The following is a 17,659-nucleotide window of genomic DNA, read 5'->3' on the forward strand; positions in this document are numbered from 1 at the left end:
TGAACCCGGGCATGCGGGTCACGCCTGTGCGACCATGGCCGCGTGAATCAGGGGCAGAGCACATGAGTTGGTGGCAACGCACCCGCGATCGTCGGCGCGCAGCGAGGGTGAAGCCTGGCGACGGGTCCGCCCTCAAGCCCTATCGGTGGTGGCAGCCGCTCGTGCGGTCGCTGTTCACCGTCGACCTGCGCGACCACGATGGCGTCAGCTCGACCTACGCCGTCGATGTCCACCTCCTTGGCACAGACGACTCCGGTGACATCGTCGCCCAGCTGTACCGCGACGGGCGCCAGAGTGCGGTCTCGCGCGTGCCCGCAGCCTTCCCCGTGCCGGGAGGTCGCATTGAGGTCGAGGCCACCATGTACGGCCTCAAGCGCATGCACGTAGTGCAGGATGAGCCGGGATTCCACTGGGCCGAGACGCCTGGTGAGGCACGCATGCTCACGCCTCACCCCCGTTCAGCGGAGGGGTTGCGCGCGGGCTTCGGCGAGCGCCACCCGCTGGCCAGCAGGATCATCTCGGTCGCGGCGGTGGTCATTCTGCTGGTCTCCCTGGCCGTCGCGAGCCTCGCGCTGGTCGAGATGGTGACCCGATGGGAGCTGGTCGCGCCCCACGTGGATCCGTTTGTTTCGCCGGTCGACCTGCCCGGATGGGCGACCACCACGCTGTTCTTCGCGGGCCTGGTGGCGGCGATCGAGCGCGCTATCACGCTGCGCAACCACTGGCTCATCGACGCCGACACCTCGATGGTGGGCACCTGAGCGTTCGCGGCACACGCGCCGCTCCGGGCGATCAGCCCTCCGCCGCGGCGCCTGCCCGCTCGACGAGCACCGCGATCTCTTCGCGGCTCGCGACGCCCAGTTTGGTGCGGATGGAGTCGAGGTGGCTCTTGACCGTCGACTCGGAGACGTAGAGCGCCCGCGCGATGTCCGCAGTCCGTGCGCCGGTCGCGACGTGACGGGCCACGGCGATCTCACGGCCGGTCAAATGCGACAGTTGCTGGGCCGCCGCTGCCTGCCCCGAGTCCGGCTTGCCGGCGTCGAGGTGAGCAAACAGCATCGGCTGACAATGAGGGGAGACGTAGCCGCCGCCAGCGGCAACCCGCACGATGGCCGTCACCAGGTCCTCGTCGGCGTACTCCTTGGGAACGAACCCCCGCGCACCTGCGCGCAACATTGCGAGCAGCGAGTCATCGTGGTCCATAGCGGTGAGCGCGATCACCGCGGGTCCACCGTCGTGGCGCTGAGCCAGCGCCGCGGTCGCCTCGACCCCAGTCATGATGGGCATGCTCACGTCCATGAGGACCACACGGGGCCGCACGCGCTCCACTTCGCTCAGCACGCTCGCACCGTCCCCGCAGTCGCCCACCACCGTCACGCGAGCGTCCATGCCCAACACGAACCTCACCTGCTGGCGCACCATGGGGTCGTCGTCCACGATCAGCACGGAGACTGGCTCGGGCGTGCCCTGCTCGGGCGAGGGAGCGGTCATGCGCCCAGGGTAGGGCCGGAGGGTGACATCGGAGCCCCAGTCGCCGCGCGGGGGGCTGGTCGCGTCCACGGCAATGTCGCATCGACAATGAACGCGCCCTGGTGATCACCGATCCACACGGTGCCGCCCAGTGCCTTGACCCGTTCGCGCATCCCCGTGGTCCCGGACGATGCCCCCACGCTGGTCGCCCGATCGACTCCGACGACCAGGGGGTTCGAGACGCGCAGGCGCACGCCGCTCGTCGGGGAGGCCTCGAGGTACAACGTGACCACCGCACCCGGGGCGTGCTTGACGGCATTGGTCAGGCACTCCTGCGCGAGCCGATGCACGGCGCCGTCGAGTGCCGCCGTGGCACCGTCGATGTCGCTCAACATCACCATGGCGTCGACCCGAGTGCCCGCTGCCCGCGCCTCAGCGATGAGTTTGCCCACGCCCCTCATCGACCCCCGGGGCAGGACGGGCGCGTCGGGCGCACTGCGCAGCTCCTGCACCAGCCCGCGCAGTTCCTCGAGCGCCTCGCGCGACTGCGACTTGAGCTGATGAGCCATCGCGGGCGCGTCGGGCGAGCCCTGGGCCACGGCGCGCTCCACGTTGCCCCCCATCATCGACAACAGCGCAAGCTTGTTGGTGAGCCCGTCGTGGATCTCCCGAGCGATCTGGTGCCGTTCGGTCTCCTTGGCCAGATCGTCGCCGAGCTGCTCGACCAAGGCGTGTTGCGCATCGGCCCTGCGCCGTTCGCTCGTGGCCGCTCGGCGGCTCACGGTGACGATGGCGGCGCCAAAGGTCACCGACAGGGACACGATGGCGATGATCGCGTTGATCGCCGCTTCTTCCCTTGGCCCACCCGTCGAGGACTGCCACAGCCCCGACCCCCACGGGGTCGTGACCTCGCGCAGCCAGAACAGAAAGACGGCAGTACTCGCGGCCGCAGCGGTCCAGATGCGGGTCCGCCAGGTCGCGGTGAGCAGCACGTGGAACACCCCGATGAGCCCCAGGAGGTACTCGTTGCCGATCAGTGCGATCAGTCCACCGCACGCGACCACCACCCAGGGGGCACGGCGTCGCCAGAACACGCCGACCCACAGCGCCGTGCTCACGAGCACCAGCAGGACTCCCAGGCCATTGAGGACGCCATCGACGTGGGCCGCGGGCACGTTCATGATCCCGATCACGGTGGTCAAAGCGCCCAGGGCAAACAGCACCACATCCCACACGTGCGTCAGCACTCGCGCGGTACCTGTGTGCACAGGCGAAGAGGAGCTCATGCGGGACACAGTAGGCCCGCCGCCCGACAGCGGGCATCGGCCCATGGTCACAGCACAGTGGCCGAACGGCCATGTGGTCGTGTCCGAACGGCCGATGCGGGGGCTGGGCTTCGCTCGCGAGGCTGGTCACGCCTTCATGTGAGGGCCGCGGAGGCCACCTGGCGCCGCGTCGTGAGAACCCGTAGTGAGAACCGAGGACACCATGACTCAGCACGACCTTCCCCCGGAGCCCCCCGCCGGGGCCGTCCAGCCCATCGCGGCCCCCGCGCCCGAGGCACTGCCGAAGAACACCGTGGGCCTGATCGCGATGATTCTTGGCATTGTCGGCTTCGTGTTTGCCTGCATCCCCGGGGCACTCATCGTCGGGTGGCTGCTGCTGCCGGCCGCCTTCGTCCTGTCGATCGTGGGCCTGACCCGCAAGGGGCAGAAGAAGGGCTCCTCGATCGCCGGTCTGATCCTGTCAGTCGTCGGCACCATCGTGGGCTTCGTCGTGTTCCTGGCGGTCGCGGCTGACGCTGTCTCGGATGCCTTTGACGAGGCCGCCGGTGGCGACACGGCCGTCGTCGAGGACGACAATGCTGCCGAGGAGCCGGCCGCCGATGATGAAGCCGCCGATGACGAGGCCGAGGAGCCTGCCGCCGATGAGCCCGCCGCCGGCACCCGCGACAACCCCTACGCCTTCGACGAGGTGATCGAGAACAACAACTGGACCATCGCGCTGACCGCCTTCGACGCCGACGCCAACGCTGAGGTCGCGGCAGCCAGCGACGTCAACGACCCTGCCGAGGACGGCATGGTGTGGATCACCGTGGACGTCGCCGCAACCTACACGGGAGACGACGCGGGCAACGTCTTGGAGGTGGGCTTCGACTACGTCGGAGCCGACGGCACCGTCGTCAGTCCCCACGACCAGTTCGTGATGGGGATCGAGCCTGACTTCGACTCCCTGGCGGAGTTGTACAACGGAGCCACCGAGGACGGCCGCCTCGCGATGATGGTCCCCGACACCGTCGATGGACTCATCCGCGTCACCCCTGGGTTCTTTGCGGATGACGTGTTCTTCGCGCTCCCCGCGCAGTAGGGGCGCCCAGGGGGGAGGCCTCTAGCAGGGCCGATGCGGTGGCGGGGTGGCACGCTGAGGGTGCCACCCCGTTGCCGTGCGCCAGCGGTGGGACGGCGGTGCGGCGGCCGCTCAGGCCTCCACGAGAATTGTCATGGGACCGTCGTTGACGAGTGCGACGTCCATCATCGCGCCGAACACGCCGGTGCCGACGGTGAGCCCCCGCGCGCGCAGCGCTTCCACTACCGCGTCGACGAGTGGCTCGGCGACGGGCCCTGGGGCAGCGCCGTTCCACGACGGCCTGCGGCCCTTGCGGACGTCCGCGTACAGGGTGAACTGGGAGACCACGATGACCGGCGCATCGGCGTCGGTGACCGAGCGTTCGTCGTCGAGGATGCGTAGTTCCGCGATCTTTCGTGCGATGGTCTCGACCTGCTCGGGGCCGTCGTCGTGGGTCGCGCCCACGAGCGCGACGATCCCCTGACGGTCGAACGATGCGGTGACGGTGCCGTTCACCGTGACCGAGGCGCGCGAGGCACGCTGAAGGACGGCGCGCATCGGCTCGCTACCAGCCGCCGGGGCGCCCGCCACCGCCGGAGGTCCCCGAGACCTTGGGCTTGACGTCGACGAAGTAATAGATGACGGCGATGATGGCCGCGATGCCGAGCAGGCCGCCGATTCCGCCTCCGCCTCCTAGGGGCCACGGCAGGGAGATGAAGGCGATGAGCGCGGCGACGCCGAGGATGGCGAGCCACATCCCCTTGGAGTTCTTGCCAGCGTTCTTGTACTGACCGTCCGAGTACTTGGAGGCGTCGACGAGCGCCCAAATTGCTCCCACGAGTGCCGCGACCGACAAGAGCAGGACGATCAGGTGCTGGAGGGTGCTGAACAAGGTTTCTCCCGTGAGGTCTCAGATACTCGACTCACGCAAGTGTAGGCGGCAGCACGGTGAGCCCCTCCGCGCGGCCGGCGGCGGCCAGGCGGCGGTCCCAGGCGGCGAAGATCGGCTTGGCGTCGGCCAGGAGCAGTGCGCTCGCGAGGTGCAGGGCGTCACAGGCCCGCAGGGGACGGCGATCAGCGAGCTGGCCGGCGTGGCGCGCGAGGTCCGCCGTCACCTCGACGGTCGCGAGGCATGGCCACAGTTCTTTCCAGCGGTCGCGGGCCTGGGCGGCGGGGGCGGCATCGATTCGGCCGATGCGCTCGGCGGCAGCAAACACCGAACGCACCTCGGCGTCGGCGATACGGGAGGTGACCAGCGCATCGGCGTGCTGCCACAGTCCCACCACGAGCGGCGTGCCCGTCTCGAGCACGCACAACTTCACCAGGGCGGAGGTGTCCAGGTAGACGAGCGACACCGTTACCTCCGCATGCGGCCGAGCAGGCTCGACAGCGCGTCCTTGGCGGCCTCCGCTTGCGGCAGTCGCGGCACGGCGCGGGCCTCGGCGGGAGGGGTGATGAGGCCCTCGGCCTCGAGCTTGGTGAGCAGGGTCGTCGACTCGATGCCTGTGAGACGGGCGACGGGCAGGCCGCGCTCGGTGATGACCACGTCCTCGCCGTCTTTTGCCGCGTCGATGGCCTTGCGCAGTCCGGCGCGCAGCTCCGTCACTGAAATCTCCACGCTTGCCACGGTACTCCCGGCGGCACGCATGGACGGGTATCTCGTGTGCGAGCGCCGTGAGAATCGCGTTCAGACGGGTATCAACCGGGGAGGTCGCCGCCGTCGGCCGCGCATCCCTTGCCCATGAGCAGGCCCTTCATGGTGGGGCCGGGCTTGGGAGGGCGGTCCGCAGAGAAGCCGTCGGCGTTCACGATGAGCTCCTGAGAGGCCGCGAGCGGGCCGCCGTCGGAGGGCACCATGAGCACCGACGAGGGGTCCACGGAACGCTTGACGACCGCCAGCGCGATGGGGCCAAGGTCGTGATGGCGGGCCACCGAGGTCACCTTGCCCACCTGCGTGGCCTCGCCGCCGTCTGCGGGCTCAAGCATGACGGGCGCACCGCGCTCGGGCAGCGCGTGACCGGAGCCGTCCAGGTGCAGCAGCACCAGCCGGCGCGGCGGCCGCCCCACGTTGTGCACCTTCGCGACCGTCTCCTGGCCGCGGTAGCAGCCCTTGTGCAGGTGCACGGCAGTGCGCAGCCAATCGAGTTCGTGCGGCAACGAGTGGTCATCCACCTCGCGCGCGGCGCGGGGCCGATGCGCGGCGATCCGGGCCGCTTCCGTCGCCCACGTTCCCACGAGCGTCCAGCCCGCGTCCACGCGGGAGCGCACCGCGCTGTCGAGTTCGCCGCGGGGCACGATCACGAGTCGCCACGCACGGTCGGCACCAGGGTGCTCGGCGTGGGGATCGGCGGCGTAGGTGGTGCCGCCAGCCGTGATGCCCGGCCACGGGTCCACCCAGGTGACGGGCTCGCCGGTGGCGGCGTTCGCGCCGATCGCCTCACCGATGGTCGCCCACGAGTCAGTGACGTCCGCCACCTCGACGCGCAGCATGAAGCGCATGCGGTCAAGGAACATCGCCAAGGCAGGGGCAGTCTCCGTGATGAGCCATGCGCGCTCGCCATCGTCGACGAGCGAGGCCACGTGCTCGATACGCCCCTGCGGCGACAGGATCATCACTTCGGTCGACTCGCCCGGCTCGAGCGTGCCCACCTGCTGGGTCGACAGCGAGTCGAGCCAGGACAGGCGATCGGGTCCCGTGACGGTGACGATGCCCAGGTGCGACTGGTCGGCGACGGCGCGGCCCGCCTCGAGCGCGCGCTGTTCTGCCGTGGGGTCGCCGTAGTGCCACGCGACGCCCGCGTCCGCGCCCGTGTCGGGGACGGCCCCGGGCAGGGCCAGCAGGGGGGAGGTCATGGCGGTGGAACGCACGGCGGTCATGGCGGATTCCTCCTTAGGAGGCCTCGGTGCGGGTGAGCTCGGCGCTCATGTATGACTGCAGCTCCTGGCCAAACGCGGCGAGGTCCCACGCCCACATGAGTGTGCCGGCGACGTTGCCATACATGCGGGTCGCGCCGCGCACGCCCGGTCCCGACTCGGTCGCGGCGACAAACTTGGTCGCGAGGTCAATGCGGCCGTTACCCACGGCGCCCATGTAGCAGCTCAGCAAGCCCGAGGCGTCCGACAGCACGACCTCGACGGGGTGCTGGAAGTCCTGGAGCTCGACCCCGTCGGGGACCTGGGGCGAGATGCGCCAGAAGCCAGACTCGACGGCCCACACCTGGCCGGGTTCGCCGTCGGCGCCCATGAGCGAGGTGCTGGCACGGTACGTCAGGTACGGCCCGCCGTCGTGGTCGAACTCGACCTCTTGGAGGATCTGTGCCCGCGGTATGCCGGGGTAGGCGACCTCTCCGTGGCCAGACCAGCGGCCCACGAGCCAGGCGAGAGGGTAGACCTCGGGGGCGAGGTCGTCAGGAAGGTTGAAAGTCACCGGCGCGGGCTCCTCAGAATTCTCCAGGCGATGATCCCTGACACCCACATCGTCGCGCCAAAGGCAGTGACGGCGAGGGCGGTGAAGGCGATCTCCAGTCCAGTCATGGTGTGTGAGTCCTTACTCGGGCGTCGTTGCCCGTGACTTAGGCGGCGCGTGCCCCGGCACGCTTGAGCAGCAGATAGATCTCGCAACCCAGGCAGAAGCCAAAGGCGGCATTGAGGAACGATGCGGCGGTCACCATCGCACCAAAGAGCCAGAAGCCCCAGGTGACATCGAGCACGCCCAGCACGAGGGCGGCGGCCGACATCGCAAGGCCCATTTGCTGCGCGAAGCGCGGCGGCCGGTACGACTCGGTTTCCGTGGGAGGGCCGATGCGCGGGCGCAGCAGGGCCTTGAACAGCATCGATTGGAGCGACGCCTGTGGTCCGATGAGTGCCGCAGGGATGAAGAGGGCGACCAAGACTGCGAGCGTCACGAGCCCCGCAGTCGAGGGGCCGAGCAGCATCACCGCCACCGCGAACGCGAGCGTCACTGCCGCCCCGAACCGGTACCCGCGAGGGTCGATCTGAATGTCCTGCGCCATGGTCCTCCTCCTGGACAGTGATTCTAGATCGAGTAACCTGCGGCGCCGCGCGTGGCTGCGGCGAGCGCCTCTTGGGCCTGAGCGAACGTCGGGGCACCGTCCATCCGGGCAACGATGCGCCCCTCGCCATCCAGCACCAGCGTGGTCGGTGTGCGCAGAATGTTCAAGCGCCGCGCAAGGTCGAGCCGCTGCGAGGCGTCGACCTCCACGTGCGTCACGTAGCGGTGGTCAGCGGCGACCGATTGGAGTAGACGCGCGGTGCCGGGGCACTTGGCGCACATGGGCGTGGAGAACTGGACGAACGTCGCGTGGGCGCCGCGGTCAGTTCCCAGGTCCCGGGCGGTGAGTTCGGCAGCGCCGTCAACGTCGCGCACCCGCCCTTGTCGCGACTGCCACCACCAGTACCCCAGGCTGGCCACAGCGAGAAGCGCGGCGAGCGCGATGAGCCTTTCGAGCATCGGCCGTCCTTGTCGTAGATCTAGCCGACGAGCAGTCGGCCACCGAGGTACACCAGTACCCCGGCCACCAGAACAGGAGTAATCGCCGAGGCTATTCCCGCCCACACCGAGCGGGGACGGGGCTCACGACGGGTCATCTCGACCATGAGGACGACGGCGACACCAGCGCCCAGGCCCACAAGGATTCCGGCGTACCAGGTGATGGAGGTGAACAAGAAGCCGGTGACGGCTCCCGAGACGCAGCCCATCGTCAGCGCCGCGAAGGTGTTGACCCCGGGCCTACGCGTCAGCACGGAGACTGCTGCTGCCATCGCCACGGCGGCCGCACCGCACACGACAAGGTCCTCCGCGCCCACCGTGAGGTTGCCAGCGACCCAGGCCGCACCCGCCGCGGCGATGGTGCCGCCTGAGGACGTCGAGGCCACAGCCGTCACGGCATGACCGCGGGGGTTGGGCAGGAACACCTCGGCCAGGAGCGATGCCACGACGATCGCGGCCACCGCCACCACGACGTATCGCAGGTAGGGCTCGTTCTTGCCGAGCACCACCGCCACCAGGGCGGCGATGGACCCGGCCCCGATGATCGCGCTCGATACCCAGTAGCGCGGCACACGAGTCAGACGCGGCCATCCGATGGCGAAACCGGCCATCAGCGCAAGCGCGCCCACGACGAGGTAGCGCGTTCCCAGGAACCCGGAGACAGCGATCACTGAAGCCGCGACAGCCGTGATGGTCGCTCGGGTCGTGGGATTCATGGGGGTTAGTGTCTCACCTGGTGCGCCGCTACAGTAAAGGCCGAACGGAGGTGGCGATGGCCGACCTGCTGGTGCTTACCCCGTCGCGAGACGGAGCGTCTGAAGTGTTGCCCGCGCTCGGCCTGCTGTCGCACCGCACCCGAGTGCTGCCGCCAGAGCCGTCTGCGATGCTCGAGGCGCTCGACGCTGACATCGTGGTGGTCGACGGTCGTCACGATCTGGCCGAGGCCAGGAACAACTGCAAGCTCGTGCACGTCACCGGCGTCTCCGTGCCGTTGCTCCTGGTGTTGCGCGAGGGTGGCATGTCGATCGTCAACGCCGACTGGGGTGCAGACGACGTGGTGCTCTCAGACGCGTCGCCGCCTGAGGTCGAAGCCCGCATTCGCCTGATGGTGAGCCGCGCTCAGATGCAGGATCCGCTGGAGAAGGCGGCCGAGTACTCCTCCGGAGAACTCACCATGGACGTGGGCGGCTATACGGCCCGCCTGCGCGGCGCACCCCTCGACCTCACCTACAAGGAGTTCGAGCTCCTGAAGTACCTCATGCAGCACCCCGGCCGCGTCTACACCCGCGACCAGTTGCTGCAAGAGGTGTGGGGATTCGACTACTACGGCGGCACGCGCACCGTGGATGTTCACGTGAGGCGCCTGCGTGCCAAGCTTGGCCCCGAACACGAGCAGTTGATTGGCACCGTGCGCAACGTCGGCTACCGATTTGACCCGCCCCAGTCCAAGCACTCGGCACCCGACGGAGTCACGAGCCCCAGCGCTCGGTAACCTGGAGGGGTCACCCCGAACCCCTATCTGGAGGCTTGATGGCCCGCTCCAGCCGTACCCGCCTGTTCTCACGCGTCACCCCATCCACGGAGAGGACCCTCGCCGATGTGCTGAGGGCCGAACGCACGGGCGGCATCCTGCTGGCAGTCGCGACCCTCGTCGCACTGGTGTGGGCCAACTCGGCTTGGTCGGAGTCATACGAGACCATCAAGGCCTTCGAGTTCGGGCCCGAGTCCCTCCACATGCACCTGTCCGTTGAGGGCTGGGCCAAGGACGGTTTGCTCGCGATCTTCTTCTTTGTCGTGGGTCTTGAACTCAAGCGCGAGATCGTTGTCGGGGAGCTGCGCAAGCCCGCGACGGCGATCGTGCCGATCGTGGCCGCCGTGGGCGGCATGCTCGTGCCTGCCGTGATCTACGTGACGACCAACCTGCTGCGAGAAGGTGGTTCGACTGCAGGCTGGGCCGTGCCGACCGCCACGGACATTGCATTCGCTATCGCCGTGCTCGCCGTGGTGGGCAAGTGGCTCCCAAATGCGCTGCGGGCCTTCCTGCTCACGCTCGCGGTGGTCGACGACCTGCTCGCGATCATCATCATCGCGGTGTTCTTCTCGTCTGACCTGCACCTCGAATGGCTCGCGGCCTCCGTGGTGCTGGTCGCGACCTTCGGGTTCCTCGCACGCAAGCGCATCACCCACTGGTGGATCCTCATCCCCATTGGTGTGGCCGCGTGGGCGACCATGCACGCCTCCGGGGTGCACGCCACCATCGCGGGCGTCGCGCTCGGCATGGTGGTGCCCGCGGTGGCCCGCAAGGGAGAGAAGCACGCCCTCGCCGAGCACTGGGAGCACCTGTGGCGCCCGATCTCCGCCGGCGTCGCCGTGCCGATCTTCGCGCTCTTTGCCGCAGGCGTGGCCCTCAACCCCGAGAGCATTGCGGTGGCCGCGGGCGACCCGATCGCCCAGGGCATCTTCCTTGGCCTCGTGATCGGCAAGCCGCTGGGAATTCTGCTGTTCACCTTCCTCGCCGCGAAGGTGCTGGGCGCGGGGCTCGACCGCGGTCTGTCGTGGTGGGACGTGGGCGCGGTGAGCTTTGTCGCCGGCATCGGTTTCACCGTGTCCCTGCTCATTGGCGATCTCGCCTTCGTGGGCAACGAGACAGTGGTGGAAGAGGTGAAGATGTCGGTGCTGTTCGCCTCGGTGACGGCCGCCATCATCGGCTCGACCCTGCTCGCGTGGCGTGACCGGCACTATCGCGCCATCTACGAACAGCGCTCGACGCCCATCGAGGAGTCGCGACTCGTGGCCCAGCGCTACGGCGCGATCGGCGCTCGCGACGACGTCGACGTCAACGAACTACCCGCCCCGGGTGAAGCCGAGCCCCAGGCGGACAAGCACTAGCGGCCTCGCTAGCCCCACCCAGCGTCACACGCCCCGAACGCGCCTCACCATCCCGGTTGATACCCGTCTCGACACGATTGGCGCGGTCGCAGCGAGCCTGATACCCGCATCGGCCGGGCGCGCGGTGAAAGCGAGCCTCTCAGGAGGCCGCACGCACCCGTGCCCCAGGGGCGGACGGGCACAAGGCCGCAATCTCGCAGGCGCCGCATTCGGGCTTGCGAGCCATGCACCGGCGCCGGCCGTGGAAGATCACCCGGTGCGACCACAGGGTCCATTCGGGCCGCTCGATGAGGGCCATGAGCTCGCGCTCGACCACGACCGGATCCTCCTCGACCGTGAGGCCTAGGCGCCGCGCCAGGCGCCCCATGTGGGTATCCACCGTGATCCCCGGGATCCCGAAAGCGTTACCGAGCACGACGTTGGCCGTCTTGCGGCCCACGCCCCGCAGCGTCGTCAAGTCCTTGAGGCGGCCAGGAACCTCGCCGTCATAGCGCTCGACGATGTCGCGGCTGAGCCCCAAGAGCGACTCGGCCTTCGAGCGGAAGAACCCCGTGGGCCGGATGAGTTCCTCGAGGTGGTCGCGGTCGGCGCCCGCCATGGCCTGTGCGTCGGGGTACGCGGCGAACAGCCCAGGGGTCACCTGGTTGACGCGCACGTCGGTGCACTGCGCGCTCAGGACCGTCGCGACCAACAGTTGGAACGGGTTGTCGTAGTCGAGTTCGCAGTGCGCGTCCGGGTACACCTCAGCGAGCGCGCGGTTAATTGCCCTGGCACGACGGGTCAGGGCGACCGGGGGCGCATCGGCGCCTGCCACGGCAACGGTCAGCGGCGTACGAGAGGCCATGAGCGCCACCTTAAGCGACTCTCAAGGGGTGCCCGCACCGGGCCGATAGACAGAAAGTCGGTGCCACCCATGCCGACTCACGAGACCGCCCGGAGGTGACAGACATGACCCCAGACCTGTCTGCTCACATCACGGAACTGAGGCACCGCAGGCGAGAGATACGTCGCGAGATTGCCCGCGTCCGTTGGTGGCGGCGCCTGGTTCAGGCACGCAAGGACTTGGCGATCGCTCGGCTGACCGACGTCGCCGAGCTCGGTTCGCTCGGTATGGCCGATGCGTGGGAGGCTCTCGCTGCCGACGCGCCGACCGTGTCGGAACTGTCGGGCGCGGTGTGGCCAGCGCCAGAGACTGCCACCCCTTCCAGCGTGGAAGCGCTCGTCAGCCTCGATGCCCGGCTAAAGTCTTATGAAGATCGTGTCAGTGACAACTTGGAGATGGTGACCGCACAGATGGTGAGAGCTTTGGGACAGCAGCGTCGCATCAGCCCTCACATGCAGGGCGGCACCCATGGGTGAGTCCCCCCGCGAGGAGCAGTTGCTGCGATCGTCCCCGCTGTTTGGCGGAATGGACGGCGCCAGCGCGCGGTCCCTGATCGCCATGATGACGCGCATTGAACTTGCCAAGGGCGAGGTGCTGTTCAACGAAGGCGACGAGGGCCAGGCGCTCTTTGTCATCGTCAAGGGCAAGGTCAAGATGGCCCGCACCGCTCGCGATGGTCGCGAGAACCTGCTGGGACTGCTGGGCGTGGGGGACATGCTTGGCGAGCTGTCGGTCTTTGACCCGGGGCCGCGGTTGTCGCGCGCGCACGCGGTCGAGGACTCGGTGGTCTACGAGCTTCCCAAGTCCGTGCTCGACGCGTGGCTCGACGATCATCTGGAAATGTCGCGGCACCTGATGCGCGCGCTTGCGCAGCGGATTCGCCGCCTGTCGAACTCCATGGCGGACCTCGTGTTTTCCGATGTTCCCGGGCGTGTGGCGAAGGCGATCCTCGACTTGGGTCACCGTTTTGGGCGTATGGAGCGTGGCCACGTGACCGTGCGTCACGGTCTGACGCAAGAGGAGCTTGCCCAGCTCGTAGGCGCCTCGCGCGAGACCGTCAACAAGGCGCTCGCGGACTTTGCCTCGCGCGGCTGGATCGACGTGCACATTGGCGCCGTCGAGGTCTACGAGCCCGAGCGCCTGCGCGCGCGTTCGCGCTGACTCGCCCCCTTCCCATCAAATGGATCCATTTTCATCGTGTTGGCGCGTGCCGACGTGATGAAAATGGATCCATTTGACGGTGGGGGAGTGGAGCGGCGAGGTCAGAGCGGGCGCAGCTGCGCGATGAGCTCGATCTCGACCGGTGCCCCCAGCGGCAACGATGCGACGCCCACCGCGGAGCGAGCGTGGCGGCCGGGCTCACCGAACACATCGGCGAGGATGCCGCTCGCGCCGTTGAGCACCGCGGGCTGATTGGTGAAACCGGGCGCCGATGCGATGAAACCCGTCATCTTGATGATGCCGAGCACCGAGTCGATGCCCCCCGCGACGTTGGCAACAGCAGCGAGCGCGTTGAGCACTGCGGCACGGGCGCACTCGGCGGCCCGCTCGGGGCCCACGTCGCCCGCGCGCGAGCCGACCAGGCCGGTGGCAACCAACTCGCCAGCCACCAACGGAAGCTGTCCCGAGGTGTAGACCAGGTCACCGTGGCGGCGGGCCGGGGTGTACGTCCCCACCGGCGTCGCGACCTCGGGAAGGGTCAGGCCGAGGTCGGCCAAGCGGGACGATGCGCTCACGACTTGGGGCGCTTCATATAGGCGACCAGGCCGCCCGTCGGTCCGGTGACGACCTGGACAAGCTCCCAGCCATCCTCGCCCCATTGGTCGAGAATCTGCTTGGTCACGTGGTCGATGAGAGGTACAGTCGCGTATTCCCACTGAGTCATGCTCTGAGAGTAGCGCGCGGGTGCCGGAACCCTCCACGAGAGTGGCGCGTTGAGCAGGGGACGTAAGGTTGGTGTATGGGTTTATTCACTTCTCGCCGCGCGCGCCGTGATGGCCACGTGACGGTGGTGCAGCTCGTGAGCGCGCTGTTCATGTTCGTGGCGTTCGCGGTCATCGGCGGATTCCTCCTCGCAGGCATCGCGCTTCCAGCGGTGACCGTTGCGGGGTCAGCAGTCAACGGATCGGTCGAGCTCTTTGAAGAGCTCCCGGACGAGCTGCAGGATGTCTCGCTGCCCCAGCAGTCGAACATCTACGCGCGCGACGGCAAGACCCTGCTCGCGACGTTCTACGACCAGAACCGCGTGATCGTCCAGCTCGAGGAGATCTCTCCGTGGCTGCAGAAGGCTGTGGTCGCCGTCGAGGACAAGAGGTTCTGGCAGCACAACGGCGTCGACGGCGAGGGCTTGATGCGTGCCCTGGCGGTGAACCTCCAGTCGGACAACACGCCTGGCGCCTCGACCCTGACGCAGCAATTGATCAAGAACCGACTGCTACAGGATGCCATCAACGAGGACGACGAAGAGGCCCAGGACGCGGCGACCGAGGTCAGCATCCCCCGCAAGATCCGCGAGTGGCGCCTGGCGCTGGCTTTCGAAGAGGACCTCAACGCCAAGCTCGGGGAAGACTGCGACCCTGCGGACCCGGCCGTGGACTGTGGCAAGGACGAGATCCTCGCCCAGTACCTCAACATCGCGCAGTTCGGAATGAACATCTACGGCGTCGAGGCTGCCGCTCAGTACTACTTCTCCAAGCCGGCCTCGGAGATCACCGCGATCGAGGCCGCCACCATCGCGGGCATTACGCAGAACCCCTCGAAATGGGACCCCACCCGTACGTTCGAGACGGACGATGGCGTGACCACCAACTACGAGCAGGCCGAAATCCGCCGTGACGCGGTGCTGGGCGTCATGATGGAGCAGGGCTTCATCACTCAGGCCGAGTTCGATGAGTACGAGGCGATTCCTGTCGAGGAGACGCTCAACATTTCGGCTCCTAAGTTCTCCTGCTCGGCATCGGACGTCGCGCCGTTCTTCTGCGACTACGTGACGAAGATCATCACCAAGCACGAAGTGTTCAACTCCGACGGCGAGAGTGGGCGCGACCTGCTGTACGCAGGCGGTCTCGACATCGTCACGACCCTTGATGTGACGAAGCAGAAGATCGCCAACGAAGAGCTGCTCGAAACCCTCCCCGCTGATGACCCCTCCGGCATGGCCACGGCGATGGTGGCGCTCGATCCTGACACCGGCCAGATCCTGGCGATGTCGCAGAACCGCGACTTTGACCCCGCGGCTGAGGCGGAGAACTCGACCTCCATCAACTACGCGGTCGACCGCGAGTGGGGCGGCTCGCGCGGGTTCAGCCCGGGCTCGACCTTCAAGCCCGTCGTGCTCGCTGAGTGGCTGAACTCGGGACGATCGCTCAAGCAGATCGTGCCTGGCAACATCCAGGAGTACAAGGACGGCGACTGGGCCGATTCCTGCAATGGGCCCATCACTTTCAGTACGCCCTATAAGCCCGGCAACGTCGGCAATACCGGTGCCCGCTCGCAGTCGGTGTTGCAAGCCACCGCCAACTCGGTCAACACGTCGTATGTGGCGATGGCGAGCCAGCTGGACCTGTGTGGCATTGCGGATATGGCCGAAGCGCTCGGGTTTGAGCGTGCGGACGGAGCGGCGTTTGAACTGGTGCCGTCGTCGGTGCTGGGACCGCAGAACGCCTCGCCGCTGGGCATGGCCGAGGTCTACCAGACCTTTGCCAACGAGGGCGTCCACTGTGAGCCGATTGCGATCCTGTCGATCACCAAGCCAGACGGCTCCGAGGTTGCGGTTCCCCAAGAGGACTGCCGCCAAGCCATCTCCTCCGAGTTGGCCGCGGGTGTGACCTACGCACTGCAAGGCGTCATGACCGATGGCTCTGCAAAGGGGCATCAGCTTGATGGGCGCGTGTCAGCGGGCAAGACGGGTACTGCGAACAAGAACACACACACGTGGTTTGCGGGCTACACCCCCCAGTTGGTCTCGGTGTTCTGGTTGGGCAACCCCGACAAGGATGTGCCGCAGCAGTACATGGAGATCGGCGGAGTGTGGAGGAACTTCTTCTACGGCTCGACCCTCATGGGGCCCACCTGGGAAGAGTTCATGGAGCGAGCCTTGGAGGGCGAGGAGGCATTGGGCTTCCCTGAAGTCTCCGATGAGATGCTCAACGGTGTTCCCGTTCGAGTGCCGGACGTCACTGGACGCTCCGAGAGCAACGCGCGCTACCTCGTCAACGAGTCCGGCTTCTACTTCCAGATTTCTGAGCAGCTCGTCTACTCCGACTCGGTCGAGCCCGGCACCATCGTGTCGCAAAGCCCGTCGGCTGGATCGATGATGACGCCAGGCGGAACAGTGACGGTTTACAAGGCCACTGACACCATGCCTGACTGGTGGTACAACTGGCCCTCCGGATGGGACCGCAACACCGCGCCGAGCGACTACTGGGGCTCAACCTGGCCACCTGCGTCGTTCGAGGCCAACCCGCCGAGCGGATGGGTCCAGCAGTGTGAAGACGGCGACACCTGGAACGAGGACACCGACCAGGCGTGCCCGGGCTTCGAGGACCCTGGGGACGGCAACCAAGGCGGCGGCAACGACCGCGACGACGACTGAGCCACGCATGAGCACAGTGTCGAAGACGGCCGGAGCCGTGGTGCTCGCGGGCGCAGGCGTGCTCGCGTGGAGTTTGGTCGAGGCCCGCTCGTACACGGTGCGCCAACTCACGGCGCCCGTCCTTCCTCCTGGCACCAAGCCAGTGCGAATTCTGCATTTCTCGGACCTCCACGTCACGCCCACGCAACAAGGAAAGCTCGAGTGGATCAGTTCGCTTGCGGCGTTCCGACCCGACCTCGTGGTCGACACCGGTGACAACCTCGCCCACGAAGACGCCGTGCCTGCCGTGCTCGACGCGCTCGAGCCGCTGCTTGAGTTCCCTGGTGTGTTTGTTCACGGGTCGAACGACTATTACGGCCCTCGCGCCAAGAACCCCTTGAAGTACCTTCGCGCCCCCACCAAGGTGCGGGAAGGCTCGCGGCCCCTCGACCACGAGGCGCTGACGCGCGGCCTGACCGGCGGCGGTTGGCTCGACCTCAATAACGCTCGGGGCGAGCTCGAGATTCAGGGCCACCGCCTGAGCTTTGCTGGTCTCGACGACCCGCACCTTAACCGCGACGTGCTCCCTGAAGCCTCCGAGGATCAGGGCGACCTGCGCATCGGCGTGGTGCATGCGCCGTACGTGCGTGCACTGGACGCGCTCCACGCAGACGGCGCCGAGATCATCCTCGCGGGGCACACGCACGGCGGCCAGGTGTGCGTTCCGGGCTACGGCGCGCTCGTGACCAACTGCGACCTGGACACCGAGCGGGCCAAGGGTCTGCACGGCTGGCCGGGTGCTCGGCCCGACATGCCGGGCGGCGAGGACAGCGCCTGGCTGCACGTTTCGGCTGGCGTGGGCACGTCTCCGTACACCCCGGTGCGGCTTGCGTGCCGACCGGAGGCGACGCTCCTGACGCTCATGCCGCGGCAGGCGTAGGAGCCAGTTAGGTTTCCAGGCGTTCCGTCCGGTATCCTGACACGGCTG

Annotated in this window: 22 protein-coding genes; 8 read left to right on the forward strand and 14 right to left on the reverse strand. The window is 67.7% G+C overall.

The genetic code is table 11. From position 1 onward, the window contains the following. Positions 1 to 62: 62 nt before the first annotated feature. Positions 63 to 761 (forward strand): hypothetical protein, encoded by a 699-nt coding sequence (locus ACK5NO_RS07460; RefSeq protein ID WP_416812037.1) that lies wholly within the window; start codon positions 63 to 65, stop codon positions 759 to 761. Positions 762 to 792: 31 nt separating this feature from the next. Here ACK5NO_RS07460 and ACK5NO_RS07465 read toward each other — a convergent pair whose 3' ends face one another. Both ACK5NO_RS07465 and ACK5NO_RS07470 read right to left on the reverse strand, forming a co-directional pair. Then, complete coding sequence (locus ACK5NO_RS07465; protein ID WP_416812038.1) at positions 793 to 1,491, reverse strand: response regulator; 699 nt, start codon at positions 1,489 to 1,491, stop codon at positions 793 to 795. Beyond that, positions 1,488 to 2,756 (reverse strand): sensor histidine kinase, encoded by a 1,269-nt coding sequence (locus tag ACK5NO_RS07470; protein WP_416812039.1) that lies wholly within the window; start codon positions 2,754 to 2,756, stop codon positions 1,488 to 1,490. The genes ACK5NO_RS07465 and ACK5NO_RS07470 overlap by 4 nt, the downstream gene beginning before the upstream one ends. A 202-nt stretch (positions 2,757 to 2,958) precedes the next feature. On the opposite strand from ACK5NO_RS07470, the gene ACK5NO_RS07475 reads away from it, so the two are divergent. Next, on the forward strand, positions 2,959 to 3,837 hold the full coding sequence (locus ACK5NO_RS07475; RefSeq protein ID WP_416812040.1) for a DUF4190 domain-containing protein: 879 nt from the start codon (positions 2,959 to 2,961) through the stop codon (positions 3,835 to 3,837). A 111-nt stretch (positions 3,838 to 3,948) separates the two neighbouring features. On the opposite strand, the gene dtd is transcribed toward ACK5NO_RS07475, so the two are convergent. The 9 genes from dtd to ACK5NO_RS07520 form a co-directional block, all read right to left on the reverse strand. Further along, on the reverse strand, positions 3,949 to 4,374 hold the full coding sequence (dtd, locus tag ACK5NO_RS07480; RefSeq protein ID WP_416812041.1) for a D-aminoacyl-tRNA deacylase: 426 nt from the start codon (positions 4,372 to 4,374) through the stop codon (positions 3,949 to 3,951). Between the two features lie 7 nt (positions 4,375 to 4,381). Continuing rightward, positions 4,382 to 4,708, reverse strand: coding sequence for a DUF2516 family protein (locus ACK5NO_RS07485; protein WP_416812042.1), 327 nt, complete (start codon positions 4,706 to 4,708; stop codon positions 4,382 to 4,384). A gap of 31 nt (positions 4,709 to 4,739) precedes the next feature. Continuing rightward, positions 4,740 to 5,171, reverse strand: coding sequence for a type II toxin-antitoxin system VapC family toxin (locus tag ACK5NO_RS07490; RefSeq protein WP_416812043.1), 432 nt, complete (start codon positions 5,169 to 5,171; stop codon positions 4,740 to 4,742). A 2-nt stretch (positions 5,172 to 5,173) separates the two neighbouring features. Next, complete coding sequence (locus tag ACK5NO_RS07495; protein WP_416812044.1) at positions 5,174 to 5,434, reverse strand: type II toxin-antitoxin system Phd/YefM family antitoxin; 261 nt, start codon at positions 5,432 to 5,434, stop codon at positions 5,174 to 5,176. 80 nt (positions 5,435 to 5,514) lie between these two features. Next, complete coding sequence (locus tag ACK5NO_RS07500; RefSeq protein WP_416812045.1) at positions 5,515 to 6,693, reverse strand: YgfZ/GcvT domain-containing protein; 1,179 nt, start codon at positions 6,691 to 6,693, stop codon at positions 5,515 to 5,517. 13 nt (positions 6,694 to 6,706) lie between these two features. After that, a complete protein-coding gene (locus ACK5NO_RS07505; RefSeq protein WP_416812046.1) occupies positions 6,707 to 7,243 on the reverse strand; it encodes an FABP family protein in 537 nt (178 codons plus the stop codon). A 145-nt stretch (positions 7,244 to 7,388) separates the two neighbouring features. Then, positions 7,389 to 7,829 carry a DUF4395 domain-containing protein gene (locus tag ACK5NO_RS07510; protein WP_416812047.1) on the reverse strand — a complete coding sequence of 147 codons (441 nt, stop codon included), beginning with the start codon at positions 7,827 to 7,829 and terminating at the stop codon, positions 7,389 to 7,391. Positions 7,830 to 7,852: 23 nt separating this feature from the next. Beyond that, positions 7,853 to 8,287, reverse strand: coding sequence for a thioredoxin family protein (locus tag ACK5NO_RS07515; RefSeq protein WP_416812048.1), 435 nt, complete (start codon positions 8,285 to 8,287; stop codon positions 7,853 to 7,855). Positions 8,288 to 8,307: 20 nt separating this feature from the next. Further along, positions 8,308 to 9,042, reverse strand: coding sequence for a hypothetical protein (locus ACK5NO_RS07520; protein WP_416812049.1), 735 nt, complete (start codon positions 9,040 to 9,042; stop codon positions 8,308 to 8,310). 56 nt (positions 9,043 to 9,098) lie between these two features. Between ACK5NO_RS07520 and ACK5NO_RS07525 the strand changes: the two genes are divergently transcribed. Continuing rightward, positions 9,099 to 9,818: a winged helix-turn-helix domain-containing protein gene (locus ACK5NO_RS07525; RefSeq protein WP_416812050.1), complete on the forward strand. Its 720-nt coding sequence runs from the start codon at positions 9,099 to 9,101 to the stop codon at positions 9,816 to 9,818. Between the two features lie 38 nt (positions 9,819 to 9,856). Then, positions 9,857 to 11,215 carry a Na+/H+ antiporter NhaA gene (gene nhaA, locus ACK5NO_RS07530; RefSeq protein WP_416812051.1) on the forward strand — a complete coding sequence of 453 codons (1,359 nt, stop codon included), beginning with the start codon at positions 9,857 to 9,859 and terminating at the stop codon, positions 11,213 to 11,215. 139 nt (positions 11,216 to 11,354) lie between these two features. Here the strand turns inward: nhaA and nth are convergent, their stop codons facing one another. After that, positions 11,355 to 12,059: an endonuclease III gene (nth, locus tag ACK5NO_RS07535; RefSeq protein WP_416812052.1), complete on the reverse strand. Its 705-nt coding sequence runs from the start codon at positions 12,057 to 12,059 to the stop codon at positions 11,355 to 11,357. Positions 12,060 to 12,163: 104 nt separating this feature from the next. Here nth and ACK5NO_RS07540 point away from each other — a divergent pair, with 104 nt between their 5' ends. Both ACK5NO_RS07540 and ACK5NO_RS07545 read left to right on the forward strand, forming a co-directional pair. Then, positions 12,164 to 12,574: a hypothetical protein gene (locus ACK5NO_RS07540; protein WP_416812053.1), complete on the forward strand. Its 411-nt coding sequence runs from the start codon at positions 12,164 to 12,166 to the stop codon at positions 12,572 to 12,574. After that, entirely contained in the window at positions 12,567 to 13,259 is a 693-nt protein-coding gene (locus ACK5NO_RS07545; protein ID WP_416812054.1) for a Crp/Fnr family transcriptional regulator, read from the forward strand. The genes ACK5NO_RS07540 and ACK5NO_RS07545 overlap by 8 nt, the downstream gene beginning before the upstream one ends. A 101-nt stretch (positions 13,260 to 13,360) precedes the next feature. Here the strand turns inward: ACK5NO_RS07545 and ACK5NO_RS07550 are convergent, their stop codons facing one another. Both ACK5NO_RS07550 and ACK5NO_RS07555 read right to left on the reverse strand, forming a co-directional pair. Then, positions 13,361 to 13,834, reverse strand: a complete 474-nt coding sequence (locus ACK5NO_RS07550; protein WP_416812055.1) for a RidA family protein — start codon at positions 13,832 to 13,834, stop codon at positions 13,361 to 13,363. Next, positions 13,831 to 13,983: a DUF4177 domain-containing protein gene (locus tag ACK5NO_RS07555; RefSeq protein ID WP_416812056.1), complete on the reverse strand. Its 153-nt coding sequence runs from the start codon at positions 13,981 to 13,983 to the stop codon at positions 13,831 to 13,833. Before ACK5NO_RS07555 ends, ACK5NO_RS07550 begins: the two co-directional genes overlap by 4 nt. Positions 13,984 to 14,058: 75 nt before the next feature. Here ACK5NO_RS07555 and ACK5NO_RS07560 point away from each other — a divergent pair, with 75 nt between their 5' ends. Together ACK5NO_RS07560 and ACK5NO_RS07565 are read left to right on the forward strand one after the other, a co-directional pair. Next, complete coding sequence (locus ACK5NO_RS07560) at positions 14,059 to 16,692, forward strand: penicillin-binding protein (protein ID WP_416812057.1); 2,634 nt, start codon at positions 14,059 to 14,061, stop codon at positions 16,690 to 16,692. Positions 16,693 to 16,699: 7 nt separating this feature from the next. Beyond that, positions 16,700 to 17,611: a metallophosphoesterase gene (locus ACK5NO_RS07565; protein ID WP_416812058.1), complete on the forward strand. Its 912-nt coding sequence runs from the start codon at positions 16,700 to 16,702 to the stop codon at positions 17,609 to 17,611. Positions 17,612 to 17,659: the final 48 nt, after the last annotated feature.

It is taken from the genome of Demequina sp., from assembly GCF_047975725.1.
Lineage (GTDB): Bacteria > Actinomycetota > Actinomycetes > Actinomycetales > Demequinaceae > Demequina.